The organism is Streptomyces sp. NPDC001443, assembly GCF_053597355.1.
Genome location: NZ_JBSFIA010000001.1, coordinates 257,396 through 283,993 on the forward strand (window position 1 = coordinate 257,396; position 26,598 = coordinate 283,993).

A 26,598-nucleotide genomic window follows, 5' to 3' on the forward strand; every position below is an offset into this window, starting at 1 on the left:
TCCGACCCCGAGAGGGGCCAGGCTCGCTGCTTGCGGTGTCCCGCTAGGTCACTTCTTTACACGAACAGTCTTTGTGGACCGAGTTTCGAGAGTCATCTCGTCGGCCTCCGCGACCTTTGCCTTCAATCGCACAGTACCTGTCGTCGCGTCGACCACGTCCACCACCTTCGCAAGCAGTTTCGCAGTATCGGCGTTCCCGGAGGCGCTGGCGAGCTGAACGGCACGGCCCAGTTTGGCCGTTGCGCCGTCGAAATCGCCCACTTTGCGAAGGTCGAGGCCCTGCTGGATCGCACGGGCCAGTTCCGCCTGACCCGTGTAGTGCGCCACCTGCGGATTGATCGAGGTCGACGCCGTCATGTCGTCGGTCCACACGGCCCGCACGAGGCCCTGGGCGCCCGGGTTCGGAGCGGTTCCCCCCTCGGGCTGCGGGACGACCAGGGAGACCCGGGCGGCCAGCATCTCCTGGCCGATGCCCGCCGACGGGACCTCCACGCACACGTGGTAATCGCGGGACTCGTCGCCCCAGGAGCCGGTGGGATAGTCCCCGGCGCGCGGTCCGGCCTCGACTCTGCGGTCGGTCAGCTCCTCGACCGTGGGCGCGACTTGCTTGACGTACTTGATGGACGTGCCGACCGGGGTCCACAGCCGCAGCGCGACGTCGGCGACCTCCTTGCCCATGGCCGTCTCCATCATCCGCGTGAAGTCGGCGGCGAGGGCGGCCGGGTCGGCGACGATGTCGGCGGTGCCGAGCAGCGCGGAGGCGATCCCTGTGACTTCTTTCACTTCCCAGTCGGTGCCGACACCGCGGGCGTCACAGGTGAAACGGCCCGCGCAGTGGTCCAGGGACGCCTTGAGGTCCGACGCCGACTCGTGCTCGTTGCGGCCGTCGGTGAGCAGGATGCCGTGGCGTATGGCGACATCGGCCGAGGACAGCAGACGCTCGGCGAGACGCAGCCAGGTGCCGATGGCCGTGCCGCCGCCGGCGCTCAGCTTGCGCAGCGCCTGCCTGGCCTGGTCGCGGGTGGCGGTGGAGGCCACCGCGAGGCGGCCGCCGCCCGGATAGACCTCCTTGGCCACATGGGTGCCGCCGATCACCGCGAAGTGCACGCCGTCGCGCAGGGTGTCGATCGCGGCGGCCGTGGCGTCGCGGGCGTTGCGCATCTTCGCGGCCGGGTAGTCCATCGAGCCCGAACAGTCGACCATGATCGCCACGCCCGCGGACGGGCCCTGCCCCGGCGCGTACAGCTGTGGGGCGGAGACGGCGCTGCCGACCGTGCCGCCGCCCGTCGCGGTGACCGTGACGATCGCGTTGACCTCGCGACCGCCCTCCGGGAGGTACTCGTTCTGGTAGACGTCCACCGAGAACTGCGGCACGTTCGACTTCGAGAAGTTGGCCATACCTGCTCAGATCCCCCTATGAGCCCCCACGTCCGCAGGGGTGATGTCTCGGTACGGACCGGTCCCCTCCGGTCCGTCGGCGCACACGGGTCTTCGTCCCGGTTCGCGGCCCCTCAGGCCGATCCTGCCCCGGACGACGGGGCGGGGAACGGCAGAACGGCCACTGTTACGTTGTCGTGGCCCCCGCCGTCCAGCGCGTGGCCGACCAGGACCCGGGCGCCGTGCAGCGGCCGTGCGGCGGCGTCGAGGGGGAGCACCTCGGCCATCTCCTCGGCCGCTTCGGCGTAGTTCCACAGGCCGTCCGTGCACACCACCAGCACACCCGGCCGGTCCGGCTTGAAGGCGGCGGTGTGCGGCTCCAGTTCGTAGGCGTCGGCGCCGAGCCAGCCGGTGATGGCGTGGGCGCGCTCGTCGGCGTAGGCCTCCGCCTCGTTCATCAGACCCGCGGCGACCATCTGCGCGGCCCACGAGTCGTCCTCGGTCAGCCGGGCGGGCGGTGAGCTGCGGTCGGCCGGGACCCAGTAGACGCGGCTGTCGCCGACCCAGCCGACGACCAGCAGTCCGGTGGTGACCACGGCGCCGACCAGGGTGCAGGCGGGCGCGTTCTGGTGCGAGGCGTGCTCGCGGGCCGTCTCCGGTTCCCCGGCCAGCGCGTCGACCGCGTGCGACGCGGCGACGATCGCGTCGTGCATCGCCTGCTGCGGGTGCGTGCCGCGCGGCAGGGCGGCCGCCAGGGACTCGCCCGCCGCGCGGGAGGCGGCGAGCGAGGCGTCGTCGGGACGGGTCGCGGAGGAGACGCCGTCGCAGACGATCGCGACCAGCGCGGGGGAGCCGTCGGGCAGCGCGCTCGCGCGGACGGCGAACGCGTCCTCGTTGCGGTGGTGGCGCAGGCCCCGGTCGCTGACGGCGGCGATCGGACCCGACTCCTGCTCCATGTGGTCGCGTTCGCGCGGCTGGGCGTGCCCGCAGACCTCGCAGTAGCCGTCGTCGTCGACCCGGCCGGTCCGGCAGGCGACGCACACCTTGGCCTCCTCGGCCGGCGCCGTGAGCTCGGCGGCCACGCGTGGGTCGGGCGCCTGGAGGGCGTACTCCTCGGGCTCCGGCGACCGGTCGAAGCGCACCCCGGTGGCGGGGACGGCAGGACGGGCCGAGGGCACCGGGGCGACCGCGGGAGCCGGCGGGACCGCGGGGGCCGGCGGAGCCGCGGGGGCCGAAGGGGCCCGAGCGGCCTCGGGGGCCGGCTGCGTCGGCGCGGCGGCCGGGTGCGCCGCCGGGCTGTTCATGGTGAGCGTCGGATGGTCGTCCGGCTGCGGCGGCACGGCGGACAGGTCGTATCCGCACGCGCCGCAGAAACGGTCGCCCGGTTCGAGCGGCTCCTCGCAGCCCGGGCACCGCGCCAGGGCGGCCTGCTGGGACATCTGGGACATCACCTACACCCACGTCCGGGGGCGGTAACGATTGGCACGTTCCACCAGGTAGATCCTCTCCTCGCCGCCGGTCGCCAGCCGGGCCAGCGTGCGGTACGAGCGCTCCAGGCCGAACCTGAGGCCCCGTTCGTCCAGGCCGCTGCCGAGCAGCGCCCGCTCCCCGGAGGCGGCGGGGGCGGAAGCCCGCCCTCCGGAGAGTATCCAGTCCAGCGCGCAGCCGAGCACTTCCGTGGACAACTGCTCCCGCCGCGTCGGGTCCAGACCGTACGCGTCCAATGCCTCGACCTGGGCCGCGGCGGCGCCGAGATCCTCCGGGAACGACACGTCAGCGGAGGTCGCCGTCCGCTGCCGCAGCCGTGCGCGCACCGCCGCCACCCGGCCGGCCGTGTAGTGGATGGACGACTCCGGCACCGACTCCAGCGTCCGTACGGCCGCACGGCGGTCCCCGGTCGCGAGCTGGACGCGGGCCAGGCCGAACGCGGCGCTCACATAGCTCGGGTCGGTCGACCACACCAGGCGGTAGTACTCGGCCGCGTTGTCCAACTGCCCCAGCACCTCGGCGCACAGGCCGAGCGCCAGCTTGGGCGCGCTCTCGCCCGGGAAGGCGTCGTAGACCGCGTCGAAGGAGAGCGCGGCGCCCTCGTGGTCGCCGGTCACCAGCGCGGCCACGCCCCGGTACCAGACCACCCGCCAGTCGTCCGGGCGCTCCTCCTCCAGCGCGCCCAGCGAACTCAGCGCGGCCCCCGGGTCACCGTGCTCCAGCCGGGCCCGGATCTGTCGCAGCCGGGTCTCGACGGACGGGGCGGGCACGGCCGACAGCGCGCTGATCAGCTCGGCCGGGGCCGAGGCCGTCAGGCCCGCCAGGAAACCGGCGTTGGGGTCGGTCGGGTCGACGTGCGGGACCGGCAGGGCGAGCGCGGCGAGCGGGGTGGCGACCGGCTTGACGAGTCCGGCCACGGGAACCGGACCGGCGCCGGGCCCGGTGACGGGGGCGGACGCGGTGACGGCGGCGGATCCGGGGGCGGATCCGACAACGGAGGCGGCCCCGGGGCCGGTTCCGGGCGGCCCGGCGGGGGCGGAGCGCCGCACCGGCGCCGGCCGTGCCCCCAGCCGTGACACATCCCCGTCCAGTCGCGGGAACAACTCCGTGTCCGTCACCCTCAGTTCGGGCCCGAACAGGGTCGACAGGGCAGGTCTGGCCTGTCCCGTCTGGAGGGAGACGACCTCCCGCAGGACACCGGTGAGCTGCTCCGCCATCTCCTGCGCGGACGCGAACCGGCGCGCCGGGTCGGGGTCGGTGGCGCGCACCAGCAGCCGGTAGAACGACTCGTACCGGCGGAAGACCTCGATGTTGTCGGGGTCGGGCAGGGAGTCCACGAACACGCTCGTGTAGCCCTGGAAGTCGAAGGTGAGGACGGCGAGCGTGCGGCCCACCGTGTAGAGGTCGCTGGCCACCGACGGACCCACGTCCGCCACCTCCGGCGCCTGGTAGCCCACCGTGCCGTAGATGGCCGACTCCTCGTCGTCCACCCGGCGCACCGCGCCCATGTCGATCAGCTTGAGCTGGTCCTCGGTCTGGATCGCGTTGTCGACCTTGAAGTCGCAGTACAGCAGGTTGCGGCTGTGCAGATGGCCGAGGGCCTCCAGCGCCTCGATGCCGTACGCGCACGCCTGCTCCACCGGCAGCGGGTCGCGCTTGCCGTCGGCGGTGCGCCGGTCGTTGGCGATCTCCTTCAGCGACTTGCCGCCGACGTACTCCATGACGATGTACCCGTCCAGCGATCCCGTCCGCTGGTCGAGGTGCTCGACGAAGTTGTAGATCCGCACGATGTTGGAGTGCTCGATCTCGGCGAGGAAGCGCCGCTCGGCCACCGCCGCGGCCAGCGCGTCCTCGTCGCCGGTGTCCAGCAGGCCCTTCAGCACCACCCAGCGGTCCGACACCGCGCGGTCCACGGCCAGATAGACCCAGCCGAGACCGCCGTGCGCCAGACAGCCCATGACCTCGTACTGGCCGTGCACGATGTCACCGGTGTGCAGCTTCGGGACGAACGAATAGGGGTGCCCGCACTTCGTGCAGAAGCCCTCCGTGCGCCCCGCCCGGTCGCCGCGCGAACGCCCCACCGGCGCCCCGCAGTCGGAGCGCGAGCAGAACCGCTTGCGCTCGGGCACCTCCGGGTTCTCCAGGACCATCGCCCGCGGGTCGGGCCGTGGCACCTGCGGGACCGAGACCAGCCCGGCGCCGAGCCTGCTGCGCGCCGAACTCCCGGTGCCCGTACCGGAACTGCGCACCGACACCGAGCGGCCCGTGCTCCGGCCCGACACCGAGCGCGAGAGCCGCCCGGAGACCGAGCGACGCGACTTCGACGACTGCGACGACGTCCGCGTACTGCGGCCGACGCGCGCGCTGGAGCCCGAACCGCCGCTGCCCGCCGAGCCCTTGCCGCCGACCGCGCCGGAGGCCGCTGCCGCCGGGACGACCGGGGCGAGACCGCAGGTGCCGCAGTACAGCTCGCCGCCGCCCATGTCCTCGTACGACCCGTCGCAGCCCGGCCGCTGACACGCCTGACCTGCCTGACTCATGGCTACTGCTCCCCCCTGTGGTCCTGCGGTCCACGCTGCTGCGCCGCGCCCGGGACGCCGAGCAGCTCGACGGCCGCGTGCTGGTAGCGCAGGACGGCCTGCTCGGCGACGCGCAGGTCGCAGGGCGCGCTCCACAGCATGCGGCGGGCCGCGTCGTACCGCTCGATCAGGAACGGGTCCTCCGCGAGGCCGTGCCGCGTGACCTTCGCCCGGTAGGCGTCGAGGCGGCCGCGCAGCTCCGCGCGGACCGCCAGGGGCGCGGTGACCGCCGTCAGCGACTCACGGGCGCGCAGCAGCTCGTCCTCCGCCCGCTGCTCCAGGGACTCCAGCAGCGGCGACAGCCGGTTCCACTGGCCGCGCCTGCGGTACTCGGCGGCCGTCGCGAGCTGTTCCTGGAGCGCGGTCGGCGGTCCGCTGACCACCGGCACCTCGGTGGCGGCGATCTTCGCGAGGACCTCGCCGCGCGCGGTGCGCGCCTCGGCCAGGGTACGGTCCGCGCGGGAGAGCACGTCGCGCAGTCCGATCAGCCGCTGCTCGGCGTCCTGGCGGACGGTCAGCACGGCGTCGATCTCCCGGCGCACGTCCTCCAGCGCGCGCGCCTCCCGGTCGTACACGGTCGTGTCGGGCCTGCCGCCGCCCGGGGCCGAACTGCCCCGCGTCGGCTGCCAGTAGGCGAGCGGGTCGGACACCACCTGCTCGCGCAGGGCGGTCAGGGTGTGGGTGATCCGCTCCAGGTCGTCGCCCGCCGGGTGCTCGCCGGGGCGCACGCCCACGGAGTGCGCGAGCTTGCGGGTGCGCTGGAGTTCCGCGGCCAGTAAATCGATCCGGGCGGGCAGCGCCGACCAGACCGCGTCGGCGGCGACGACCATGTCCAGCGAGGACGCGTACAGGTCGTTCATCCGCTCCACGAGGGTGACGAGCGAGAAGCTCTCGCTGAGCCGGCCCGGACCGGACAGCGTGGGCGCGTTCGCCGTGGCCGTCGAGCTGCCGGCGATCGTGACGGATTCGCCGCGCAGCAGTTCGGTCAGCTCCACCAGGTCCTCGCGGCTGGACCAGCGGCGGCGGGAGCGGATCTCCCGGGCCGAGCGCAGCGCGTCGGTGTAGGCGTCGAAGTACGCCCACAGCAGCGTGATCGACGCCTCCGCGGACGTCCAGCGCTCCCGGGTGGTCCCGGTGAGCGCGGCGCCTTCGAGGAGCCTGCGGCCCGCGTGGTCCTGGAGGGCGAGCAGCGAGGTCTCGATCGCCTCGTGCTCGGCGCCGAGCCGCGCCAGCGCACGGTCCACCTCGTCCCGGTCCATCACCGGCCCGGCGGGGTCCGTGACGCCCATCGATCACCTCTCGCTGCTGAATAGGGTTTCGGGTCTGCTGCCTTCGTGTGCCTTCGTGGTCCTCGTGGTGTCCGTCGGCGTGCGGTCAGCTCGTGCGCAGGTACTGCGGTGCGGGCGGCCTCGACGCCGTCGCGTCCTTGCCCAGTGTCGCCGACAGCCAGGTGTCGTACGAGGCCTGCCAGCCGTTGCCGCTGTAGCCGACCAGGATCTGGTTGACCCGGCGCACCAGGTCGTCGGCGTCCTGCCGCATCGCCACGCCGTAGTACTCGGTGGTGAAGGGGGCGCCCTTCAGCTCGACCGTGGGGTCCTGGGCGGCCTGGCTCGCGGCGAGCGCGCCGTCGGTGACCACCGCGTCGACCTCGCCGAGCTGGAGCCGGACCAGACAGTCGAGCTGATTGGGGACGGTGGTGGAGATGTCGACGGAGGCGGCGAGCCGGCCCGCCTTCTTGTCCCCGTCGAGCTTGGTGTACGCGGTGGAGGACGCCGCCGTGCAGATCCTCTTCCCCGCCAGCGTGCCGTTGTAGCCCGTGATCGTCGACGACTTGGGTGCCAGGACCTGCTGGCCGGTCTTGAAGTAGGGCGCGGAGAACGCCACGTCCTTCAGCCGGTCGCAGTTGATGGTCATCGTACGCACGATCATGTCGACCCGGCCGTCTTTTATGGCCGATATGCGCTCGTTGGTGGGGATGGCCTTGAACTGGACCGCGTCCGGGTCGCCGAGGATGTCCTGGGCGATCCGGTGCACCAGGTCGATGTCGAAGCCCTCCAGCGCGGAGCCCTGGTTGTTCGGGTCCCGGTAGCCCCAGCGGTAGCTGTTCTGGTCGACGCCGACGACCAGCTTGCGCTTCTCGCCGGTGCGGTTCTTGATGGCCTCGATGGTGGCGCCGTCCGCACCCGACGGCGGCAGCGTCTGCTTCTCCGGGGCCGTGCAGTTCTCGGCCCGCATCTGGTCGCCGGTGGCGAGGCCGGGCCCGCCCAGGCCCGCGCCGTCGTCGTGGTGCGACCGGACCAGCGGCAGCAGCAGGACGAAGGCCAGGGCCAGGGCGCAGACGATCGCCATCGCGCCCACTCCGCCCCAGCCCCTCAGGCCGGCCCGCACCCGTCGCACATGCATCGTCACGCCCCCTCTCACCGGTACTCCGAAAGCCTGCGTCCGATGCCGAGCACCGCGCCCGCCGCGCCCAGCACGGCCAGTACGGCGGCGCCCAGCGGCAGTCCGGTCATCGCGCCCAGGCCGTCGCCCGCCGCCTGCCGGAACTGGCTCTGCTCGTGGTCGAGGGCGAGGGCGAGGTTGGCGTCGACGCTGTCGAAGCACTCGCCGGTCGCGTCCTTGCCGCCGATCACCCGGTCCAGCGCCTGCTGGTAGTTGCCGTTCTCGTCCTGCTCGCGGGCGGCGGCGTGGCGTTTCTTCCACTCCGTCATGTTGGCGACGGCCGCGGTGACCGGCTCGGCGCCCTGGTGGTCGTCGGCGAGCGTCCGGGCCAGCGCCAGCCCCTTGCCGAGGGCGGTCATGTCCTCGCCGAAGTCGTGGTCGTAGAGGTCGTACGTGGTGTCGCCCACCTTGATCGTCTCGGCGCCGCGGGCCACCAGGGTCAGGTTCTCGTTGCCCCGGGCCTTGAGGGAGGCGATCCGGGCGTCGTGCAGCACGTTCAGCGAGCGGACGCCGTGGTCGTAGGACTCGTTCAACTGCGCGCGGGCCACGCTGTGACCGACGACGAGCCAGAGCAGCACGATCGCCCCGAAGGCCGTGGCCGCCACCAGACCGTGGTTCAGCACCCGGTTGGTACGGCGGTAGTTGCGGTGTTGGACCCAGCCGAGCGCGGCCAGCGCGAGGACGCCGAGGGCGATCGCCGCCCAGGGGTAGGGCGTGGCACGCGCGTAGTCGTCGCCGAGGCGGCGGTTCTCCTTGGTGTAGAGGTCCTGCGCCGCCGGGAGCATCTCGCCCTGCATCTTCTCGTTCGCGTACCGCAGATAGGCGCCGCCGACCGGGAAGCCCTGCCGGTTGTACGTACGGGCGCGCTCGACCAGGCCCTTGTACTCCGGCAGCAGGGTGTTCAGCTTGGTGATGGTCGCCGCGGCGGGGGAGCCCGGGTCGGAGCTCCCGGCCGCCTTGACCAGCCCCGCGGCGGCGGTGTCGATGTCCTGCTCGTACTGCTTGCGGGAGGCGGCCGTCTCCTGGCCGCCGGCCAGGAAGCCGCTGGAGGCCGCGGTGTTGGCGTCGGCGAGCGAACGGTAGATGTCGGCGGCGGCGGAGGTGAGCGGCTGGCTCTTGTGCAGCACGTCGTCGGCCGCGGCCGAGCGGTCGGTCATCTGCCAGGCGGTGACGGCGCCGAACGCGACGACGAGGACGGCGAGGAGGGCACCGATGATGCGCAGCCGGCCCGGTTCGGTGGTCGCGGCGGCGCGCAGCCGGTCGACGCCCTCCACGAACGCGGTGGCGCGCGGCGGCGGCGCGGCGGCCGCGGGCCGGTCGGCGGCCCCGGGGCGGGCTCCGGCCTGCGACGGGACCACCGGGCTCGTGGGCACGCCCGAACTCGGCGGTGCCGCGCTGCTCTTCGGTGTCTGAGTCACTGCTGACCTCCCCCGTGGTCATCCGTCGACGCCAGTATCACTGCCGGGACCGACATCCGCACCGGGCTTCGCTGGATCTTGATCGGATCGCAGCGCAAGGCCGGGGTCGCGCGTCGCGGCCCGTCCGAACCCTCTGCACCCTCTGCCCATGAATACGCCGCGGGAATCTGTTCGGTTCCCGGCCCGCGGACCGGCGCGGGCACCGCCCGTCTCACGGCACGTAGTGGGCCCGCAGCCGCTCCCGCGCCCCGGTCGGCGCGCCCACCCGGTCCAGCCCCAGCAGCGCCGCCCCCAGCACCGGCGGCGCCGTCACCACCCGCGCCACCGCCTTCGGCGCCCGGACGGCGAGCAGATCCCGTACGGCGTCGTCGAGCAGGGCGTGGCCCGCCGCGAGGACCCCGCCGCCCAGCAGGACCGGAGTCTCCTCCTCCAGCAGGTCCAGCCGGGTCAGCGCGACGCCGGCCATGGACACGATCTCCTCGGCCAGCCGGTCCACGACCGAGCGGGCCACCGCATCGCCCCCGGCGGCCGTGGCGAACAGCACCGGGGTCAGCTCGTGGCGGCGGTGCTGGGGGACCCGTTCCAGGTGCAGCGCCTCGATCAGCGCGTACATGGAGTCGAGGCCGAAGTGCGCGGGCAGGGTCCGGGCCAGCGCGGTGGGCACGCCGCGCCCGTCCTCGGCGCGGGCCGCGTGCCACAGGGCCTCCTCGGCCAGGTGCCAGCCGCCGCCCCAGTCGCCGGAGATCCGGCCGAGCGCCGGGAAGCGGGCGGTGCGGCCGTCGGGGTGCATCCCCACGCAGTTGATGCCGGCGCCGCACACCACGGCGACGCCCCGCGGCTCGGCCACGCCCGCCCGCAGGATCGCGAAGGTGTCGTTGCGCACCTCCACGGACGTGCCCCACGCGCGCGCGTGCAGCGCGGCGGCCAACTGTTCCTCCTCCACCGGCAGATCGGCGTTGGCCAGGCAGGCCGACACCTGCCGCACCCCGTCGACGCCTGCTGCCGCGTACGCCCGGCCGACCGCCTCCGCCAGGACGTCCACCGCCGCCGTCACGCCCACGGCCGGCGGCCGGAACCCGCCGCCGCGGGCGGTGGCCAGGACGCTCCCGTCGGCCGCCACGACCGCCACGTCGGTCTTGCTGTTGCCCGCGTCGATGGCGAGGACGCTCGCGGTCAGGCCCACGCGAGGTGCTCCCGGTTGTGCGCGATCAGCCGGTCGGTGAGGGTCTCGGCGTACGCGTACTGGCCGACGAGGGGGTGGGCCAGCAGGGCCCGGAGGACCCGGTCCCGGCCGCCGTGCAGGGCGGCCGCCAGGGCCAGGTCCTCGTACGCCGTCACGTTCGCGATCAGCCCCGCGTACAGCGGGTCCACGGGCGCGACCGGCAGCGGGGCCGCGCCCTTCGGGCCGACCGCGGCCTGCACCTCGATCACCGCGTCCGCCGGGAGGAACGGCAGCGTGCCGTCGTTGCGGGTGTTGACCACCTGGTACGGGCTGCCCGCCCCGCCCAGCAGCGCCGCCGCGAGGTCCACGGCCGCCTCGGAGTAGTAGGCGCCGCCCCGTTTGGCGAGCAGCTCGGGCTTCTCGTCCAGGGCCGGGTCGGCGTACATCGCCAGCAGTTCCCGTTCCATCGCGGCCACTTCGGCCGCCCGCGACGGCTTCGTCCGCAGCTCCCGTACGACCTCGTCGTGCGCGTAGAAGTAGCGCAGGTAGTACGACGGGACGACGCCGAGCCGGTCGAGGAGCGGGCGGGGCAGCCGCAGGTCGGCGGCGATCGCCCCGCCGTGCGCGGCCAGCAGCGCGGGCAGCTCGTCCGTGCCGTCCGGGCCGCCGCGCCGCACGGCGGTCTCCCAGGTGAGGTGGTTGAGGCCGACGTGGTCGAGGTGGAGGTCGGCGGGGGCGACGCCGAGCAGCGCGGCGAACTTCCGCTGGAGGCCGATCGCCACGTTGCACAGACCGATCGCCTTGTGCCCGGCCTGGAGCAGGGCCCGGGTGACGATGCCGACCGGGTTGGTGAAGTCGATGATCCAGGCGCCGGGGTTGGTCCTGCGGACCCGTTCGGCGATGTCCAGGACCACCGGCACCGTGCGCAGCGCCTTGGCCAGGCCGCCCGCGCCCGTGGTCTCCTGGCCGACGCAGCCGCACTCCAGCGGCCAGGTCTCGTCCTGCTCGCGGGCCGCCTGTCCGCCGACGCGCAGTTGCAGCAGGACGGCGTCGGCGCCGTCGACGCCCGCGTCCAGGTCGGAGGTGGTGGTGATCCGGCCCGGGTGGCCCTGCTTGGCGAAGATGCGCCGGGCCAGGGCGCCGACCGGCTCCAGCCGGTCCGCCGCCGGGTCGACCAGCACCAGTTCCTCGACGGGCAGGGTGTCGCGCAGACGGGCGAAGCCGTCGACGAGTTCGGGGGTGTAGGTCGAGCCGCCGCCGACCACGGTGAGTTTCACGAGTAGTTCAGCCCTTCACTCCGGTGAGGGTGACGCCCTCGACGAACGCCTTCTGGGCGAAGAAGAACACAAGGATCACAGGGGCCATGACCAGCACGGTGGCGGCCATGGTGAGGTTCCAGTCGGTGTGGTGGGCTCCCTTGAAGGACTCCAGGCCGTAGGACAGGGTCCAGGCGCCGGGGTTCTCGGACGCGTAGATCTGCGGGCCGAAGTAGTCGTTCCAGGCGTAGAAGAACTGGAAGAGCGCCACGGCGGCGATCCCCGGCCTCGCCATCGGGACGACGACCCGCAGCAGGGTGCGCAGGTCGCCGCAGCCGTCCACCCTGGCCGCGTCCACGTACTCGTCGGGGATCGTGGTCAGGAACTGGCGCAGCAGGAAGATGGAGAACGCGTCGCCGAACGCCATCGGGACGATCAGCGGCCACAGCGTGCCCGAGAGCCCGAGCTGTTTCGCCCAGAAGAGGTACATCGGGATGACGACGACCTGCGGGGGCAGCATCATCATCGAGATCACCAGCATCAGCGCCAGACTACGGCCGCGGAAGCGGAACTTGGCGAGCGCGTACGCCACCGGGAGCGACGACACGACCGTCAGGACGGTGCCGGCGCCGGCGTAGAGCAGGGTGTTCTTCCACCAGGTCAGGAAGCCGGGAGTGTCGAAGACCTTCTGGTAGTTGGCCCATTCCCAGGTGTGCGGGACGAGGTCCCGGCTCAGCGCCTGGGTGTCGCTCATCAGCGAGGTCAGGAACACGAACACGAAGGGCAGGACGAAGAAGAGGGCCGCCGCGAGACCGAGGGAGTGCACGGCGATCCACTCCAGGACCGCCCGGCGCCGGGCGGCGCGCCCGGCCGGCGTGGCGGCGGCCGTCGGCCCGGCGGGCCGGTCGAGTACGTGGGTCAAGGTCAGTCACCTGCCTGGAGGAGACCGCCGCGGCGCCGCATCAGGAACGCGGTGAACACCGTCGACAGGGCGAACAGCACGAGCGCGACCACACAGGCGGAGCCGTAGTCGAAGCGCTGGAAGCCGAGGTTGTAGACGAGCTGGGGGAGGGTGAGGGTCGACTTGTCCGGGTAGCCGGGTTCGAACTGGGTGCCCGCGCCCTGGATGACGCCCGAGGCGACCTTCCCCGCGATCAGCGGCTGGGTGTAGTACTGCATGGTCTGGATGACCCCGGTGACCACGGCGAACATCACGATGGGGGAGATGTTCGGGAGCGTGACGTAGCGGAACCGCTGCCACGCCGAGGCGCCGTCCAGCTCGGCCGCCTCGTACTGCTCCTTCGGCACGTCCAGCAGCGCCGCCATGAAGATGACCATCAGGTCGCCGATGCCCCACAGGGCGAGCAGGGTCAGGGCCGGTTTGGACCACGCGGGGTCGTTGAACCAGCCGGGCGCGGGGACACCGATCTTCTCCAGGAGCGAGTTGACCGGCCCCGTACCGGGGTTGAGCAGGAACGCGAAGGACATGGTGGCCGCGACCGGCGGGGCCAGATAGGGCAGGTAGAAGAGGGTCCGGAAGACCCCCGTACCGGTCTTGATCTTAGTGATGAGCAGGCCGACGCCCAGTCCGAAGACCACGCGCAGGCTCACCATCACCAGGACCAGCCAGAGGGTGTTGCGCAGTGCGGGCCAGAACAGGGGGTAGTGCTCGAAGACGTACGTCCAGTTCTTCGTCCCGCTCCAGGTCGGCGGCCGGAAGCCGTCGTAGTGCATGAACGAGAAGTAGACCGTCGAGACCAGCGGGTACGCGAAGAAGACCGCGAAGCCGATCAGCCAGGGCGAGAGGAAGGCGAGGTTGCGAAGCGCCGCGCGGCGGCGCTTCGACGTCAGGGTGAGGGTGCTCATCGCCTGCCTACTTCGCCTGCGCGATGTCCGTGTCGATCTGCGCGGCCGTCGCGGCCAGGCCGGACGCCAGGTCCTTCACCTTGCCGCTCTCGTAGTCGTAGCCGAACTGCTGGATCGTCACGAGGTACACCCCGCCGTTGATCGAGGCGGGTGTCGTGGTCGAGGCCGGGTTCGCGGCGATGTCGAGGAACGTCTTGAAGCGCGGGTCGTACTTCAGCTTCGGCGACTTCAGGGCGGCCAGCGTGGAGGGCACGTTGTGGATGGCGTTGGAGAAGTCCACGACGGCTTCCGTGTCGGTGGTCATGTACTTCACCAGCTCCCAGGCCGCGTTCTGCTTACGGCTGTTGGCGGCTATGCCCGCGATCGTGCCGGTGATGTAGCCCTTGCCGTACTGGGCCGCCTGATCGTCGGGCACGGGCAGCGGGGCGACGCCGATCTCGAAGTCCGGCTTGGTCTCCATGGCCATGCCCAGGCGCCACTCGCCGTCCAGCTGCATGGCGACCTGGCCGGTCTGGAAGGGGTGCTTGGGGCCCCATTCGTCGCCGAGTGTGGAGCGGAACTTCTCCAGCCGCCGGAATCCGCCGAGTTCGTCGACGAGCCGCTTCTGGAGCGTGAAACCGGCTTCGAACGCGGGGTCCTTGGCGAGGTCGGACTTCCCGCTGCTGTCGAAGTACGTCGGGGAGAACTGCCCGAAGTAGTGCTCGGTCGTGGACTCCCAGCCGTGGTAGTTCGGCATGAACCCGAGCTGCGTGTACGAGTCGCCCTTGGCGATCGTCAGCTTCTTGGCGTCGGCCTCGAACTCGGACCAGGTGCGCGGCGGGTTCTTGATGCCGACCTTCGCGAACGCCGTCTTGTTGTAGTAGAGGCCGTAGGCGTCGCCCAGCAGCGGTGCCGCGCAGCGGTCGCCGTCGAACTGGGTGTACTCGTTCATCGCCTTCGGGAACGTCGTCTCCGGGTCGATGCCGGACTTCTTGAAGAACGGGTTCAGATCGGTCAGGGCGCCCGAGGAGCAGAACTTGCCGACGTTGTTCGTGGTGAAGGACGAGATGACGTCGGGCGCCTTGTCGCCGCCCGCCCGCAGCGCCTGGTTGATCTTGTCGTCGGTCACGTTGCCGACGACGTCGACGTGGATGTTCGGGTGCTTCTTCTCGAAGCCGTCGACCAGCGCCTGCACGGCCTTGACCTCGGAGGGCGCGCTCCAGGCGTGCCAGAAGTCGATGGTCGTCTCCTTCGACGCGTCGTCGCTCGCGCCGGAGTCGCTCTGGCCGGTGCAGGCGGTGGTGAGGAGGATCGCCGACGCGGTCAGGACGAGCGCTGCCTTGCGTACCGCTGTGGGCATGACTTCGGGCATGACGGAATCTCCCTGGGACGGGCGGGGTGAGAGGAAGGGGAGGCGGTGGAGGTGTGAAGCGGGAGGAGGCGGAGGTGGTGCGGGAGGAGGTGGTGCCTGCCGGGATCAGCGCATCAGCGCGAGGTGTCGAAGACCTCGTCGCGGGTGGCCGCCAGCGCGCTCTCCAACGCGCCGCGCAGCACGGGGTGTTCGGTGACGCCGCCGACCAGCAGCCGGGGCCGGGTGGCGGCCAGCTCGGCCAGTTCGGCCTGGACCAGCGCGCGCAGCGGCTCGCCGCCGGAGGTGAGCGAGGCGCCGCTGAGGACGACGAGTTCGGGGTCGAGGACGGAGACGAGCGAGGCCAGACCGGTGGCGAGCCGGGTCGCGTACGTCTGGAGCAGTTGCCGCTCCGGGCCGTCGTCGGCCGTGGCCGCGCGGGCCACGAGGGCGGCGGCGACCTCGGTGTACGGGCCGGACGGGATCCCGGTCACGCCCAGTTCCCGGGCCAGCCGGGGCAGCGCCTGCGAACCGGCCAGCTCCTGGTAGCCGCCGCTGCCGGTCCTGGTCACCTGGCGGACCAGGGGCGCGCCGGGCACCGGCAGGAAGCCGACCTCACCGGCACCGCCGGTCCAGCCGCGGTGCAGACGGCCGCCGAGCACGAGCGCGGCGCCGAGGCCGCCCTCGTTCCACAGCAGGACGAAGTCCGCGTGGCCGCGGGCCGCGCCCAGCCGCTGCTCGGCCACGGCGACGAGGTTGACGTCGTTCTCGTACTCGACCGGCATCGGCAGGGCGGCGGCGAGTTCGTCGAGGAGGGCCGGGGTGTGCCAGCCGGGCAGATGGGAGGCGTAGCGCAGCCGGCCGGTGTTGGGGTCGAAGGCGCCGGGGGTGCCGATGACGACGCGGTGGACGTCGGCGCGGGCGAGCCCGGCCGCCTTCACCGCGCCGTCGAGCGCGTCGGTGACCTGCTGGACGACCGACGCCGACTTCCTGCCGGGGGTGGGCAGTTCGTACGCGCCGACCGTACGGCCGGTGATGTCGGCGACGGCGGCGTGGATGCGTTCGGGGGTGACGTCGAGTCCGGCCGCGTACGCGGCGGTCGGGTCGACCTCGTACAGCTGCGCGCTGGGGCCGGGGCGGCCCTCGCTGATGCCGGTGGCCAGGACGAGCCCCGCCGCCTCCAGCCGGGCCAGCAGCTGGGAGGCGGTGGGCTTGGACAGGCCGGTGAGCTTGCCGATGCGGGTGCGGGACAGCGGCCCGTGCTCCAGCAGGAGGTCGAGCGCGGCACGGTCGTTCATGGCGCGCAGGACGCGCGGGGTGCCCGGCGTACCGGTGGTTCCTGCCATGGGGTCGACACCTGCCTCTCGGCCGTCCAGCCTCTCAGCGACCGGGTGGGGAAGTCCATCCGGTGATCACTGTTAGGAAGGTTTCCTATTCGGTGGCAGGAACCTAAGCCCGGGAGAAGCGGGCGTCAAGAGAGACCGCCCGGCCCCGGGTGATCCCCGGACGCCCGCCCCGACGCGTCACGACTGCGTCACGCCCCTGTTCTGCCTGGCCGGAGGGGCTTACAGTCTCAACTCCCTCGGCGCTCCACCTGTTCGGACGGCCGGGTCCGATCCGAGTGGGCGTGAAAGGGCGGAAGATGGTCCACGGAGGGCTCCGGACGAGGATCTGGGCGACCACGTTCGTGCGCGTGCTGCCCCTGATGGCGGTGGACGTCGTGATCGGCCTCGTCGCCGAAGGGGTCTCCTGGAGGACGCCCGCCGACGTGTTCCTGTTCCTGCTCGTGGACGCGCTGTTCTCCCTCGTCCGGGCCGTCCACCGGGCCCGTTCCCTGGCGCGGTGGACCCGCGGCCTGGGCCTCCCGGTCACCGAGGACCTCCTGCGGGACGACCGGGCGCACACCCTGACCGGCACTCCGTTCGACCGCATCCGCGCAGAACTGCGCGCGTCCGACCGGGTGTTCGCCCTCGCGGGAGCGGACGGCGGCAATCCGGTCCGCTTCCGCCGGCGCCTGCGGGGTGTCCGGAGGTCCGCGCAGGCCTCGGTGACCTTCGACGAGGCTCTCGGCGCCGCCCGGGTGGAGGTCCGGGTGGGCGAGGGCCTGGCCGACCTCGCGCTGTTCCAGGGCGTCGCGCTCGTCGCGCTGTGCCAGATAGTGCGGACCCTCGAACCCGCCGACGCCTCGGGCGGCACGGCGCGGTGAAGAGGCCCTCGGACACGACGTACACGGAGCGCTTCTTCGCCACGGGCGTGGGGCACAGGGACAGGGGGCGGGGAATGGTACGGCGTCAGGTGTGGGCGACGGTGGCGCTGCTGTGCGCGGTCGTCCCGTCGGCGGCGGGCTGTGCGGCGGTCGCCGGGAAGCCGGCGCGGGACGCGGCCGCGGGCGCGGTGCGGGCCGACGCACCGGCCGCCTCGCCCGCACCGTCCTGCGCGGGCGGGACCTTCCGGTGGTCCTCGGTGCGTCGCGGGTACCGGCTCACCGAGATCTCGCCGGTCGTGACCGACGACAGGAAGGGCGGATGGATCACGTTCCGCCTCGGGCTGGTGCGCAACATCGTGCCCCGGGTCGACACGAGCGACGGCGGCGTGTCGGCGCACCGTGTCCTCGCCGCCCTCGCCGAGCACCTCTCCGAAGGGCTGGACGCCGAGCAACTCGCCGCCCCGGGGGAGGAGTCCGCCGACCGGCACCACACCCCCTCCAGGGTCGGCGCCGTCGGGAACGGGCAGCGTCTGGTCGAGGCCGAGGGCGTCCTGGTCGTCGAGGCGAGCTTCACCGTGACCTGCCCCGGCCGTGACGTCCACGGCAGTGTGACCACCTGGTTCGGGAACGCCGACGGCTCCCTCGCCTGTGGAGTGGATCCCGGCGAGGAGGCCATGTCCGAGGAGGCCTACGAACTGGCCTGCGGTCCGCTCCCGCTCAGGCGGTGAGGAAGGGGGCCGTGTCCAGGGTGGGGTAGGGGGCCGGGAGGGGCAGGGGGTCGCCGAGGTCGACCTTGGTGTCGGTGCCGTAGTAGGCCTCGGTGGGGTCGTCGCCGGGCAGGTGAGGGTCCGAGTAGCAGTGGGCCGTCCCGGTGTGGCGGTCGATCAGGACGTGGACGGGGATGCCGGCGGCGGCGTAGGTGCGGAACTTGGGGCCGGTGTCGGTCTCGTGGTTGGTGGAGGTGACTTCGCCCACGAGGGCGATCAGGCCGCTGGGGTACCAGCCCTTGTGTGCCCTGCGGTAGGACTCGTCAAGTTCGGTCGGCTCGCGGCACAGGACGTAGAAGTCAGGGATGACGAGAGCCATGGTATTGCCGTCTTTGTGGGCGAATCGAAAGCCGTTTCCCACACCTGCCAGGTCCAACCCCACAGTGAAGAACTGGACGGCGAGCTTGAACGCGCCCTGGTTGTGTCTGTGGTTCGGCTGCGGCGGCACGATGGCGGTCCCCTCGACGTACTCGGGCCGAATCGGCGCCACGGACGCCTCTTCGATCGCGATCAACAGATCGATGGGGTCCTGTTGCGTCATGACCGGCTCCATGATCGGTTCGGCGCTCATCGCGGTTCTCCTCATCACGCTGGTGCCAGGCTAAGCCCGCGCCGGGTGCCCCGGCAGAACGATGGGGCGCCCAGCACCCAGTGGTGCCGGATACCTCGACCGTTCACTCGAACGAGTGTGCTGAATCGTTCCGGCCCTGCGTGGACATGCGAGGAGGGCGGCGCCCCGGGGATTCCGGGGCGCCGCCCTCCTGCCGTACCGCCTACTTCGTCGGAGCCGACGAGCGGGGCTGGGTGATCGGGGTCGTCGCCATCGACTGCGGGGAGTCCGCGTTGGCGAAGGCCGACGGGGCCGCGACCGACGCGGCCGGGTCGACCGGCTCCGCCTCCACGGGGGCCGTCGCGCCGCCCACGATGCGGATGTCCGCCTCGTCGAAGGCGCGCTTGACCCGCCAGCGCAGTTCGCGCTCCACGGTGTGGGCCTTGCCCGGCATCGTCTTCGCGGAGATCCGGACCACCATCGAGTCCAGCAGCACGCTGTCCAGGCCGAGGACCTCGATCGGGCTCCACAGGAGCTCGTTCCAGGGCTCCTCCTTGCTCATCTTCTCGGCGACCGCGTCGAGGGTGGTCTTCACCCGGTCGAGGTCCTCCGAGGCGCGCACGGTCACGTCGACGCCGGCCGTCGCCCAGCCCTGGGAGAGGTTGCCGATGCGCTTGACCTCGCCGTTGCGGACGTACCAGATCTCGCCGTTGGCGCCGCGCAGCTTGGTCACCCGCAGGCCGACCTCGATGACCTCGCCGGTGGCCACGCCCGCGTCGATCTGGTCCCCGACGCCGTACTGGTCCTCCAGGATCATGAACACGCCGGACAGGAAGTCCGTGACCAGGTTGCGGGCGCCGAAACCGATCGCCACGCCCGCGACACCGGCGGAGGCCAGCAGCGGGGCGAGGTTGATCTCGAAGGCGGACAGCACCATCAGGGCGGCCGTGCCGAGGATGAGGAAGCTCGCCACCGAGCGCAGCACCGAGCCGATCGCCTGCGAGCGCTGACGGCGCCGCTCGGTGTTGACCAGCAGCCCGCCCAGCGCCGTGCCGTCGACCGACGCGGCGGTCCGGGACATCCGGTCGATGAGCTTGGTGATCGCCCGCTGCACGGCCACTCTGAGCACCATCGCGATCACCAGGATCAGCAGGACCCTCAGACCGATCGCGAGCCACGTCGACCAGTTCTGCTCGACCCAGCTGGCCGCGTTCGTCGCGCTCTCCTGGGCGTCCTGGAGGGACGGCACCGTCACGGTCGGCGACTGCGTGGGAGTCGGCGACGGTGCGGAGCCGGCGGCCGGCAGGACGGCGGGCAAGGACACTGCAGGTACCTCCAGGTGCTGTGCTGCCGCGTCCGGTGCGGCGGTCGAGGTCGACACGCACATCGAGGTCACGGAAGGGTCACCGGACGGACAGAATCACCACACTAACGGGGCACGGCGGGTGCTTCGGCGCGATACGCGAAGGAGAGACCCCGCTCACCCGGGTGTGAGCAGGGCTTGTCCCGGGGGCGCGCGGGCGTGTGGTCGAAAACACTCCCAGCCCGTTACCGGGACATGGTGGCGCGTTCACCAGGCATGAGGGGAGACTGACTCCAGATCGTCCCGGCGCGAGCCACGCGCCGCCGACGCCCAAGGAGGCATCCGTGCCGCATGTCCTGGTCCTCAACGCGTCGTACGAACCACTCGGCGTCGTACCGCTCCACCGTGCGCTCATCCTCGTCCTCGAGAACAAGGCCGTCTGCCTAGAGGAATCCGGCGCCTTCATGCACAGCGCAACCGTCACGATCCCCGCACCCAGCGTGGTCCGGCTCAAGCGATTCGTCCGAGTTCCCTATCGAGGGCCCGTTCCGCTCACCCGTCGTGCGCTCTTCGCCCGCGACGGCGGCCGGTGCATGTACTGCGGTGGCGTCGCAACCAGCGTCGACCACGTCATCCCGCGCAGCCGCGGGGGCAAACACGTCTGGGACAACGTGGTGGCGTCCTGTCGCCGCTGCAACCACGTGAAGGCCGACCGTCACCTCGTCGAGATCGGCTGGCGGCTGCGCCACAAACCCGCTCCGCCCACCGGTCTGGCCTGGCGCATCATCGGCACCGGGCATAGGGACCCGCGCTGGCTGCCCTACTTGCAGCCGTTCGGCGCGGACGACGCCATGGCCCGGATCGACGGCATCTCCGCCTGATGATCCGGGCCTTCGCGTTCGCCCTGCCCCCTTGATCCGGCCCTGGGAGCCCCGTGTGCTCCCGGGGCAGGACGTCCCGCGCGCGCCCGCTCGCGGGCCCCGTTCGCGTGCCGCCGTTCACCCACCCGGCTGTCGAGGCGTGCGACCGGCTGCCGACGCGCCGGCGCGCCGCTCGCGCGCGCTCTCGCGCCGGTCGGGCGGGACGGTTCGCGCGGTGCTCGTACGTGGTTCACGCCGCTGTCCGGGCGTCGCCCGTACGTGGGATCATGCGACTGTTCGAACGTCGCCCGTACGTCGGTTCACGCGCCGGGGGCCGGTCATGTGTGGCGCAGCTCCGCCGGGCGCACCGAGCGGTGCAGCAGGGGCAGCGAGGTGGCCGCCGCCAGCAGACAGCAGGCGTACACCGCAGGCGGGACCGCCAGCGCCGCGTACGGCACCGTCGGTGTGCCGTGGCCCGAGACGGCGAAGGCGTACCCGACGCCGATCGCCAGGCCGCCCACGCCCGCCGACAGGACCGAGGGGGCGAGTGGCAGCGCGGTCTCCAGCAGCAGCGCCCGGGCGAGCACCCGCCGCGGCACCCCGGCCGCGGTCTGCGCGGCCAGGCCCCGTCGACGGGTGGCCAGGGCCTCCGCGGTGCCCATCGCCAGCCCGCACAGGACGATCGCGGCCGCGACCAGGATGCCGACGGCCACGAGGTCGAGTCCCGTCGTGTAGTAGGTCATGTCCGTACCGAGCTGGTGGAGGCGGCGCATCTCGTCGAGTCCGTCGAGCAGGCCCTGCCGCACCCCGACGAAGGCCGTCCCCACCACCGTCACCAGCAGTACGGCCGCATGGGTGCGGGCTGCGGCCCACGGGTCGTCGCGCAGTCGCTCCGCCGCGAGCAGCGCCGCCGCGGACCGGGCGCGGGGCGCCAGCAGCCGTCCGGTGAGCCCGGACACGGCCCCGGCCAGCCACACCGCGCCCGCCCCGACGGTGACGACCAGGCCGACCAGCGTCAGCGGCAGCCCTCCGGCCCCCACACCCGGCATGCCGGAGGAGGTGAGCGCCATCGCGACCGGGGCCGCCAGGAGCACGAGCAGCGACCCGCCCAGGAACAGCAGCCCCGGCCCCCGTCCGGAGACAGGGCGCACCCGGCGCACCAGGCCCAGCGGCGAGGCCACCACGCGGCGCAGGGCCAGCGCGCCCGCCGCCGCGCCCAGCACCGGCACGCCCGCGGCGACCAGTGCGAATCCGGCCCAGGCGAGAGCGGTCGGCGCGGACCACAGGTGCAGCAGCACCGGCACGGCCCCGGCGGTGGCGAGCACCGAGCCCAGCAGACAGGCCAGCCCCGTCTCCAGCGCCGCGATCCGGCGCACCTGCCCGGGCGCGGCCCCGGCCAGCCGCAGCGCGGCCAGCCTCCGGTCGCGGTGGACCGCGCCGATCCGGGCACACTGGCCGAGGAATCCGAGCACCGGGACCAGCAGGAGCAGCAGTCCGGCGATCACCCCGGAGCGGGTGCCGGGCTGGTCCAGCAGCCCGTGCCCGACGGTGAGGCCGTACCGGCCGCGCAGCGAGGCCAGGGACACGGCCGCGAGCGCGAAGCCGGTCGCCGGCGCCGCCCCGGCCGCCGTGAGAGCGACCCGCCACCACTCGCGCCGGTCGGATCCCCGGGTCAGTTCCCAGGCCAGACGGAGGTCGGTCCTCACGCGGTCACCTCCGCCGGGAGCACGGTCCCGTCGCTCATCCGGATCTCGCGGTCCGCGTACGCCGCCGTCCGGTCGTCGTGCGTGACCAGTACGACCGCCGTGCCGCACGCGCGGGCCGTGTGCACCAGCGCCGTCATGACCTGCTCGCCGGCCAGGGAGTCCAGCGCCCCCGTGGGCTCGTCCGCGAACACCGCCTTCGGCCCGGTGACCAGGGCGCGGGCCAGGGCGACCCGCTGCTCCTGGCCGCCGCTCAGCTCGCCCGGCCGCCGGTCCCGCTGCCCGCGCACCCCGAACCGCTCCAGCCACTCGCCGGCCCGCTCCCGGGCCGTGGCCCGCGCCGTCCCGGCCAGCAGCAGCGGCAGCGCCACGTTGTCGATCGCCGTCAGCTCAGGGATCAGCTGCCCGAACTGGAAGACCACCCCGAAGTCGGTGCGGCGCAGTTCGCTCAGCCGCTTCTCGGACAGCTGGTCGAGGCGTTCGCCGCCGTGGACGACCGAGCCCCGGTCCGGCCGTACGATCCCCGCCAGGCAGTGCAGCAGCGTGGACTTGCCACTGCCGCTCGGGCCGGTCACGGCGAGGATCTCGCCCGCGCCCAGGTCCACCGACGCGCCCCGCAGCGCTTCGTTCCCGCCGTACGTCTTGACCAGGTCACGGGCCTGAAGAAGGGGCACCGGGCCCTCCCCCTTGGTGTTCATGTCGCGTCGACCTCCGCGGTCAGAGTGGTCAGCCGGGCCGCCGTGGTGGTCATCCAACGGAGGTCGGCGTCGAGGTGGTTGAGGGCGTAGTCCGCCGAGAGCACGGTCGCCAGATCGGCACCCGGATCGGTCTTGAGGGCGGTCAGCCCGCGCATCCGCTCCAGATGGGCGGCGCGTTGCGCGCCGAGGTAGGCGGCGGGGTCGCCGCCGGCCAGGATCGAGACGACGACCTTGGCGAAGATCTCGTTCGTCACGAACGGCGCCGGCGGCGCGATCTCCGCGGCCCACCGGGCCAGTTCACCGGCGCCCTGCTCCGTCGAGCGGTACGTGGTCCGCTCCGGGCCGCCGTCCGAGCCGGTCCCCTCGACCTCGGCGAGTCCGTCGCGGACCAGGCGCTGCAAGGTCGTGTAGACCTGCCCGTAGGCCAGCGGACGGGCCTGCGGAAAGCGTTCGTCGTGGCGTCGCTTGAGGTCGTAGCCATGGCTCGGCCCTCCGGCGAGCAGCCCCAGCAGGATGTGACGGGTGCTCATGGAGAGCATTATGCACTCGCTATATGTACTGAGTGAATAGCGACCCGCGAGGCATCCGCGGGATGAGGGCCGAAGCGTGGAGTACGGGTGTGGAATGTGACGACATGTGCGTTCTACCCGCCTCGGACGTCTGCGACAGCCCTCGGTGGGTAGGGCTGCGGTATCCCGTCCGGATCCCCTCCGGACCCCGTCCGGCGTCACCCGTACCCGACAAGGAGGCCCCCGTGGCCGCACCCGCATCCACCCGCCCGCTGCTCCCCGCCCCCTCCAAACGCGAGGCCTGCCGGGCCTTCGGCGCGGAGCGGATCTGTGCCGAGCCCCCGCTGACCAGCGAACCTCCGCTGCCCGACGCGGAGCCCCTGACCAGCGAGCCCCCGCTCGCCGCCGCGGACATCGACGTCACGAGGCCGTAGATGACCGCACCCGGGACGGCCGCGCCCCTCCCCGAGGACCTGTCACGGCTCGCCGCGCTGCACGGCGTCGCCACCTCCTACAGTCCCTCCCCGGACCGCACCGTCGAGGCCTCGGCCGCCGCGGTCACCAGCGCCCTGGCCGCCCTCGGCGTGGACGCCGGCACCCCGCAGGCCGCCCGCGCCGCCCTCGCCGCCCGGGAACACGCCCTGCGCGAGCGGTTGCTGCCGCCCACCGTGGTCTGCTGGACCGGCACCGCCCCCCGCGCGCTCGACGCGCTGCCCGAGGGCACCCGACTGCGCGTCGACACCGAACAGGGCGGGACCCGGATCATCGGGCAGGGCGAGCTCCCTACCGCCGTCGGCGACCTTCCGCCCGGCGTCCACCGGCTGATTGCCACCACGCCCGACGGCCGCACGGCCCAGGCGCACCTCGTCGTCGCCCCGCCCCGCCTGCCCACCCCCGACGGACGCTCGTACGGACTGCTCGTCCAGCTCTACTCCCTCCTGTCGCGGCGCTCCTGGGGCATGGGCGACCTCGGCGACCTCGGCGAGCTCACCGCCTGGGCCGGACGCGTGCTCGGCGCCGGATTCGTCCAGGTCAATCCGCTGCACGCGGGCGTGCCCGGCCCGCCCGCCGACCCGTCCCCCTACCGGCCCTCCTCACGCCGTTTCCCCGACCCGGTCCACCTGCGGGTCGAGGACATCCCCGAGTTCGCCTGGGTCGAGGACCGCGAACGGGTGCGCTCGCTGCTGGACCGGGCCGCGCGACTGCGCGAGACGGTGCTGGAGAAGGGGGCGTGGATCGACCGGGACGCGGTGTGGGAACTCAAGCGGGAGGCGCTGGAACTGGTCCGGGAGGTACCGCTCGGACCCGGCCGGTACGCCGCCTACCGCGACTTCCTCGTCGACCAGGGCGAGGCGCTCCAGGACCACGCCACCTGGTACGCGCTCGCGGAGGTGCACGGCCCGGACTGGAGCCGCTGGCCCGGCGGGCTGCGCGACCCGCGCTCGGCGGACACCGCCCGCGCCCGGGTCGAACTGATGGACCGCGTCGACTTCCACAGCCGGCTCGCCTGGCTGACCGACGCCCAGCTCACCGACGCCCAGCGCACCGCGCGCGAGGCCGGCATGCCGGTCGGGCTGGTGCACGACCTCGCCGTCGGGGTGCACCCCGACGGCGCCGACGCCTGGGCGCAGCAGGAGTACTTCGCGGCGGGCATGTCGGTGGGCGCCCCGCCGGACGCCTTCAACGCCCGGGGCCAGGACTGGGGCCTGCCGCCCTGGCGCCCGGACCGGCTCGCCGAGTCCGGCTACGCCCCCTACCGCGACCTGCTGCGCGCCCTGTTCCGCTACGCGGGCGCCCTGCGCATCGACCACGTCATGGGCCTGTTCCGGCTCTGGTGGGTCCCGCAGGGCCTGCCGCCCACCGAGGGCACCTACGTCCGCTACGACGCCGAGGCCATGCTCGCCGTCCTGGTCCTGGAGGCCTCCCGGGCCCGGGCGGTGGTGATCGGCGAGGATCTCGGCACCGTGGAGCCCGGGGTCCGCGAGGCGCTGCGCGAACGCGGGGTGCTCGGCACGTCGGTGCTGTGGTTCGAACGGGACTGGGACGGCGACGGCCGTCCGCTGCCGCCCGAGCGCTGGCGCCCCGACTGTCTCGCCACCGTCACCACCCACGACCTGCCGCCCACCGCCTCCCGGCTCTCCGGCGACCACGTCGAACTCCGCGACCGCCTGGGCCTGTCGACCCGTCCCCTGGCGCAGGAGCGGGCCGAGGCGGCCGCCGACACGAGGGAGTGGCTGACCCTGCTCACCCGGCTCGGACTGCTGTCCGACACCGGCACCGGCACCAGCGCCGGCGTCGGCACCGGCACCGGCGCCGTCGGCGCGGAGGAGGCCGAGGTCCGGGCCGTCCATCGCTTCCTGCTGCGCACCCCCGCCCGGCTGATCGGGGTCTGGCTCCCCGACGGCGTCGGGGACCGGCGCCCGCAGAACCTCCCGGGCACCTGGGACCAGTACCCGAACTGGCGGCTGCCGATCGCCGACCCCGAGGGCCGCCCGGTGACGCTGGAGGAACTGGCCGCGTCGCCGCGGGTGCGCGCCCTGATGGACGCGGTCCGGGAGGGCCGGGACGAGGAGGCGGGCGGCGGACCGGGGTGAGGGGGTACGGAGGGGCCCTCGCGCCGTGTACGGCACCCCGGGCGCGCGGCCGTCCCGGGCGTTCGCTACTTTTGAACCGTGGACAAGAAGAACGCCCTGCGCGCCGGCGCCCTGGCTGCCGGTACGACGCTGATGATGCTGCTCATGTCGTCCCCCGCGCTCGCGCTCACCCGCGACGACGGCGACGACCCCGGTTCGGGCCTGAGCGTCATCGAGACGCTGGGCCTCTACGTCGTGCTCCCGCTGGTGCTGTTCGGGGGGATCACGGCCCTGGTGATGGTCCTGGACAAGTCGACGGACCGCCAGCCGAAGAGCCGTCGGCCCAAGGTCGGCGCCAAGGCGGGCGCGAAGGCCTGATCACGGTCACCGTCGCATCCTGACGCATTCCGAGGGCGCCGTCCTCACCCCTCGTACCGGCCGAAGCCGTACGGGAGGTGAAGTCGGCGCCCTCGGCGCATCCGCGGCAGGGTTCCACGGCCGCGGTGCGGGCAGA

Annotated in this window: 23 protein-coding genes; 6 read left to right on the plus strand and 17 right to left on the minus strand. The window is 72.9% G+C overall.

Annotation, left to right across the window (positions count from 1 at the left end; genetic code table 11):
* Window positions 1-48: 48 nt before the first annotated feature.
* The 12 genes from ACWC24_RS01155 to ACWC24_RS01210 all read right to left on the minus strand — a co-directional run bounded on the left by ACWC24_RS01155 (window position 49) and on the right by ACWC24_RS01210 (window position 16,261).
* Window positions 49-1,398, minus strand: coding sequence for a vWA domain-containing protein (locus ACWC24_RS01155; RefSeq protein WP_450660730.1), 1,350 nt, complete (start codon window positions 1,396-1,398; stop codon window positions 49-51).
* Between the two features lie 113 nt (window positions 1,399-1,511).
* Window positions 1,512-2,825 carry a PP2C family serine/threonine-protein phosphatase gene (locus tag ACWC24_RS01160; protein ID WP_450660731.1) on the minus strand — a complete coding sequence of 438 codons (1,314 nt, stop codon included), beginning with the start codon at window positions 2,823-2,825 and terminating at the stop codon, window positions 1,512-1,514.
* Window positions 2,826-2,828: 3 nt separating this feature from the next.
* Window positions 2,829-5,405 (minus strand): tetratricopeptide repeat protein, encoded by a 2,577-nt coding sequence (locus ACWC24_RS01165; RefSeq protein ID WP_450660732.1) that lies wholly within the window; start codon window positions 5,403-5,405, stop codon window positions 2,829-2,831.
* Window positions 5,406-5,407: 2 nt separating this feature from the next.
* Window positions 5,408-6,733 (minus strand): hypothetical protein, encoded by a 1,326-nt coding sequence (locus ACWC24_RS01170; RefSeq protein WP_450660733.1) that lies wholly within the window; start codon window positions 6,731-6,733, stop codon window positions 5,408-5,410.
* A gap of 85 nt (window positions 6,734-6,818) precedes the next feature.
* Window positions 6,819-7,847 carry a glutamate ABC transporter substrate-binding protein gene (locus tag ACWC24_RS01175; protein ID WP_450661030.1) on the minus strand — a complete coding sequence of 343 codons (1,029 nt, stop codon included), beginning with the start codon at window positions 7,845-7,847 and terminating at the stop codon, window positions 6,819-6,821.
* Between the two features lie 14 nt (window positions 7,848-7,861).
* Window positions 7,862-9,304 (minus strand): hypothetical protein, encoded by a 1,443-nt coding sequence (locus ACWC24_RS01180; protein WP_450660734.1) that lies wholly within the window; start codon window positions 9,302-9,304, stop codon window positions 7,862-7,864.
* Between the two features lie 211 nt (window positions 9,305-9,515).
* On the minus strand, window positions 9,516-10,487 hold the full coding sequence (locus tag ACWC24_RS01185; protein WP_450660735.1) for an N-acetylglucosamine kinase: 972 nt from the start codon (window positions 10,485-10,487) through the stop codon (window positions 9,516-9,518).
* On the minus strand, window positions 10,478-11,743 hold the full coding sequence (locus ACWC24_RS01190) for a 6-phospho-beta-glucosidase (RefSeq protein WP_450660736.1): 1,266 nt from the start codon (window positions 11,741-11,743) through the stop codon (window positions 10,478-10,480). Before ACWC24_RS01190 ends, ACWC24_RS01185 begins: the two co-directional genes overlap by 10 nt.
* Window positions 11,744-11,750: 7 nt before the next feature.
* Entirely contained in the window at window positions 11,751-12,644 is an 894-nt protein-coding gene (locus tag ACWC24_RS01195; protein ID WP_450660737.1) for a carbohydrate ABC transporter permease, read from the minus strand.
* 2 nt (window positions 12,645-12,646) lie between these two features.
* A complete protein-coding gene (locus tag ACWC24_RS01200; protein WP_450660738.1) occupies window positions 12,647-13,588 on the minus strand; it encodes a carbohydrate ABC transporter permease in 942 nt (313 codons plus the stop codon).
* A 7-nt stretch (window positions 13,589-13,595) separates the two neighbouring features.
* Window positions 13,596-14,927: an ABC transporter substrate-binding protein gene (locus ACWC24_RS01205; protein ID WP_450661031.1), complete on the minus strand. Its 1,332-nt coding sequence runs from the start codon at window positions 14,925-14,927 to the stop codon at window positions 13,596-13,598.
* Between the two features lie 125 nt (window positions 14,928-15,052).
* Window positions 15,053-16,261 carry an ROK family transcriptional regulator gene (locus ACWC24_RS01210; RefSeq protein WP_450660739.1) on the minus strand — a complete coding sequence of 403 codons (1,209 nt, stop codon included), beginning with the start codon at window positions 16,259-16,261 and terminating at the stop codon, window positions 15,053-15,055.
* A 296-nt stretch (window positions 16,262-16,557) separates the two neighbouring features.
* Between ACWC24_RS01210 and ACWC24_RS01215 the strand changes: the two genes are divergently transcribed.
* Window positions 16,558-17,121 carry a hypothetical protein gene (locus ACWC24_RS01215; protein ID WP_450660740.1) on the plus strand — a complete coding sequence of 188 codons (564 nt, stop codon included), beginning with the start codon at window positions 16,558-16,560 and terminating at the stop codon, window positions 17,119-17,121.
* Between the two features lie 74 nt (window positions 17,122-17,195).
* Complete coding sequence (locus tag ACWC24_RS01220) at window positions 17,196-17,849, plus strand: hypothetical protein (protein ID WP_450660741.1); 654 nt, start codon at window positions 17,196-17,198, stop codon at window positions 17,847-17,849.
* Here ACWC24_RS01220 and ACWC24_RS01225 read toward each other — a convergent pair.
* Window positions 17,839-18,459 (minus strand): Uma2 family endonuclease, encoded by a 621-nt coding sequence (locus tag ACWC24_RS01225; RefSeq protein WP_450660742.1) that lies wholly within the window; start codon window positions 18,457-18,459, stop codon window positions 17,839-17,841. The two genes, ACWC24_RS01220 and ACWC24_RS01225, sit on opposite strands and share 11 nt — an antisense overlap.
* Window positions 18,460-18,661: 202 nt before the next feature.
* Window positions 18,662-19,762 carry a mechanosensitive ion channel family protein gene (locus ACWC24_RS01230; protein WP_450660743.1) on the minus strand — a complete coding sequence of 367 codons (1,101 nt, stop codon included), beginning with the start codon at window positions 19,760-19,762 and terminating at the stop codon, window positions 18,662-18,664.
* 323 nt (window positions 19,763-20,085) lie between these two features.
* Between ACWC24_RS01230 and ACWC24_RS01235 the strand changes: the two genes are divergently transcribed.
* Complete coding sequence (locus ACWC24_RS01235; RefSeq protein ID WP_162470012.1) at window positions 20,086-20,622, plus strand: HNH endonuclease; 537 nt, start codon at window positions 20,086-20,088, stop codon at window positions 20,620-20,622.
* Window positions 20,623-20,939: 317 nt separating this feature from the next.
* On the opposite strand, the gene ACWC24_RS01240 is transcribed toward ACWC24_RS01235, so the two are convergent.
* Genes ACWC24_RS01240 through ACWC24_RS01250 form a run of 3 tightly spaced genes read right to left on the minus strand, consistent with a single transcriptional unit; the run spans window position 20,940 to window position 23,532 of the window.
* On the minus strand, window positions 20,940-22,307 hold the full coding sequence (locus tag ACWC24_RS01240) for an FtsX-like permease family protein (protein ID WP_450660744.1): 1,368 nt from the start codon (window positions 22,305-22,307) through the stop codon (window positions 20,940-20,942).
* Window positions 22,304-23,002 (minus strand): ABC transporter ATP-binding protein, encoded by a 699-nt coding sequence (locus ACWC24_RS01245; protein WP_450660745.1) that lies wholly within the window; start codon window positions 23,000-23,002, stop codon window positions 22,304-22,306. The genes ACWC24_RS01240 and ACWC24_RS01245 overlap by 4 nt, the downstream gene beginning before the upstream one ends.
* Window positions 22,999-23,532, minus strand: coding sequence for a PadR family transcriptional regulator (locus ACWC24_RS01250; RefSeq protein ID WP_450660746.1), 534 nt, complete (start codon window positions 23,530-23,532; stop codon window positions 22,999-23,001). Before ACWC24_RS01250 ends, ACWC24_RS01245 begins: the two co-directional genes overlap by 4 nt.
* A 224-nt stretch (window positions 23,533-23,756) precedes the next feature.
* On the opposite strand from ACWC24_RS01250, the gene ACWC24_RS01255 reads away from it, so the two are divergent.
* From ACWC24_RS01255 to ACWC24_RS01265, 3 genes are all read left to right on the plus strand, one after another.
* The gene (locus ACWC24_RS01255; RefSeq protein WP_450660747.1) at window positions 23,757-23,945 is read left to right on the plus strand and encodes a hypothetical protein; all 189 of its coding nucleotides are present in this window, start codon (window positions 23,757-23,759) and stop codon (window positions 23,943-23,945) included.
* Window positions 23,946-26,105, plus strand: a complete 2,160-nt coding sequence (gene malQ / locus ACWC24_RS01260; RefSeq protein ID WP_450660748.1) for a 4-alpha-glucanotransferase — start codon at window positions 23,946-23,948, stop codon at window positions 26,103-26,105.
* Window positions 26,106-26,183: 78 nt separating this feature from the next.
* Entirely contained in the window at window positions 26,184-26,462 is a 279-nt protein-coding gene (locus ACWC24_RS01265; RefSeq protein WP_450660749.1) for a hypothetical protein, read from the plus strand.
* Window positions 26,463-26,598: the final 136 nt, after the last annotated feature.

Bases quoted from the DNA above. Each gene is read 5' to 3' on its own strand.
- ACWC24_RS01220 (WP_450660741.1), top strand. From the start codon at position 17,196: ATGGTACGGCGTCAGGTGTGGGCGACGGTGGCGCTGCTGTGCGCGGTC.
- ACWC24_RS01170 (WP_450660733.1), bottom strand. From the start codon at position 6,733: ATGGGCGTCACGGACCCCGCCGGGCCGGTGATGGACCGGGACGAGGTG.
- ACWC24_RS01225 (WP_450660742.1), bottom strand. From the start codon at position 18,459: ATGAGCGCCGAACCGATCATGGAGCCGGTCATGACGCAACAGGACCCC.
- ACWC24_RS01165 (WP_450660732.1), bottom strand. From the start codon at position 5,405: ATGAGTCAGGCAGGTCAGGCGTGTCAGCGGCCGGGCTGCGACGGGTCG.
- ACWC24_RS01205 (WP_450661031.1), bottom strand. From the start codon at position 14,927: ATGCCCACAGCGGTACGCAAGGCAGCGCTCGTCCTGACCGCGTCGGCG.
- ACWC24_RS01155 (WP_450660730.1), bottom strand. From the start codon at position 1,398: ATGGCCAACTTCTCGAAGTCGAACGTGCCGCAGTTCTCGGTGGACGTC.
- ACWC24_RS01200 (WP_450660738.1), bottom strand. From the start codon at position 13,588: ATGAGCACCCTCACCCTGACGTCGAAGCGCCGCCGCGCGGCGCTTCGC.
- ACWC24_RS01250 (WP_450660746.1), bottom strand. From the start codon at position 23,532: ATGAGCACCCGTCACATCCTGCTGGGGCTGCTCGCCGGAGGGCCGAGC.
- ACWC24_RS01215 (WP_450660740.1), top strand. From the start codon at position 16,558: ATGGTCCACGGAGGGCTCCGGACGAGGATCTGGGCGACCACGTTCGTG.
- ACWC24_RS01175 (WP_450661030.1), bottom strand. From the start codon at position 7,847: ATGCATGTGCGACGGGTGCGGGCCGGCCTGAGGGGCTGGGGCGGAGTG.
- malQ (WP_450660748.1), top strand. From the start codon at position 23,946: ATGACCGCACCCGGGACGGCCGCGCCCCTCCCCGAGGACCTGTCACGG.
- ACWC24_RS01245 (WP_450660745.1), bottom strand. From the start codon at position 23,002: ATGAACACCAAGGGGGAGGGCCCGGTGCCCCTTCTTCAGGCCCGTGAC.
- ACWC24_RS01210 (WP_450660739.1), bottom strand. From the start codon at position 16,261: ATGGCAGGAACCACCGGTACGCCGGGCACCCCGCGCGTCCTGCGCGCC.
- ACWC24_RS01160 (WP_450660731.1), bottom strand. From the start codon at position 2,825: ATGTCCCAGATGTCCCAGCAGGCCGCCCTGGCGCGGTGCCCGGGCTGC.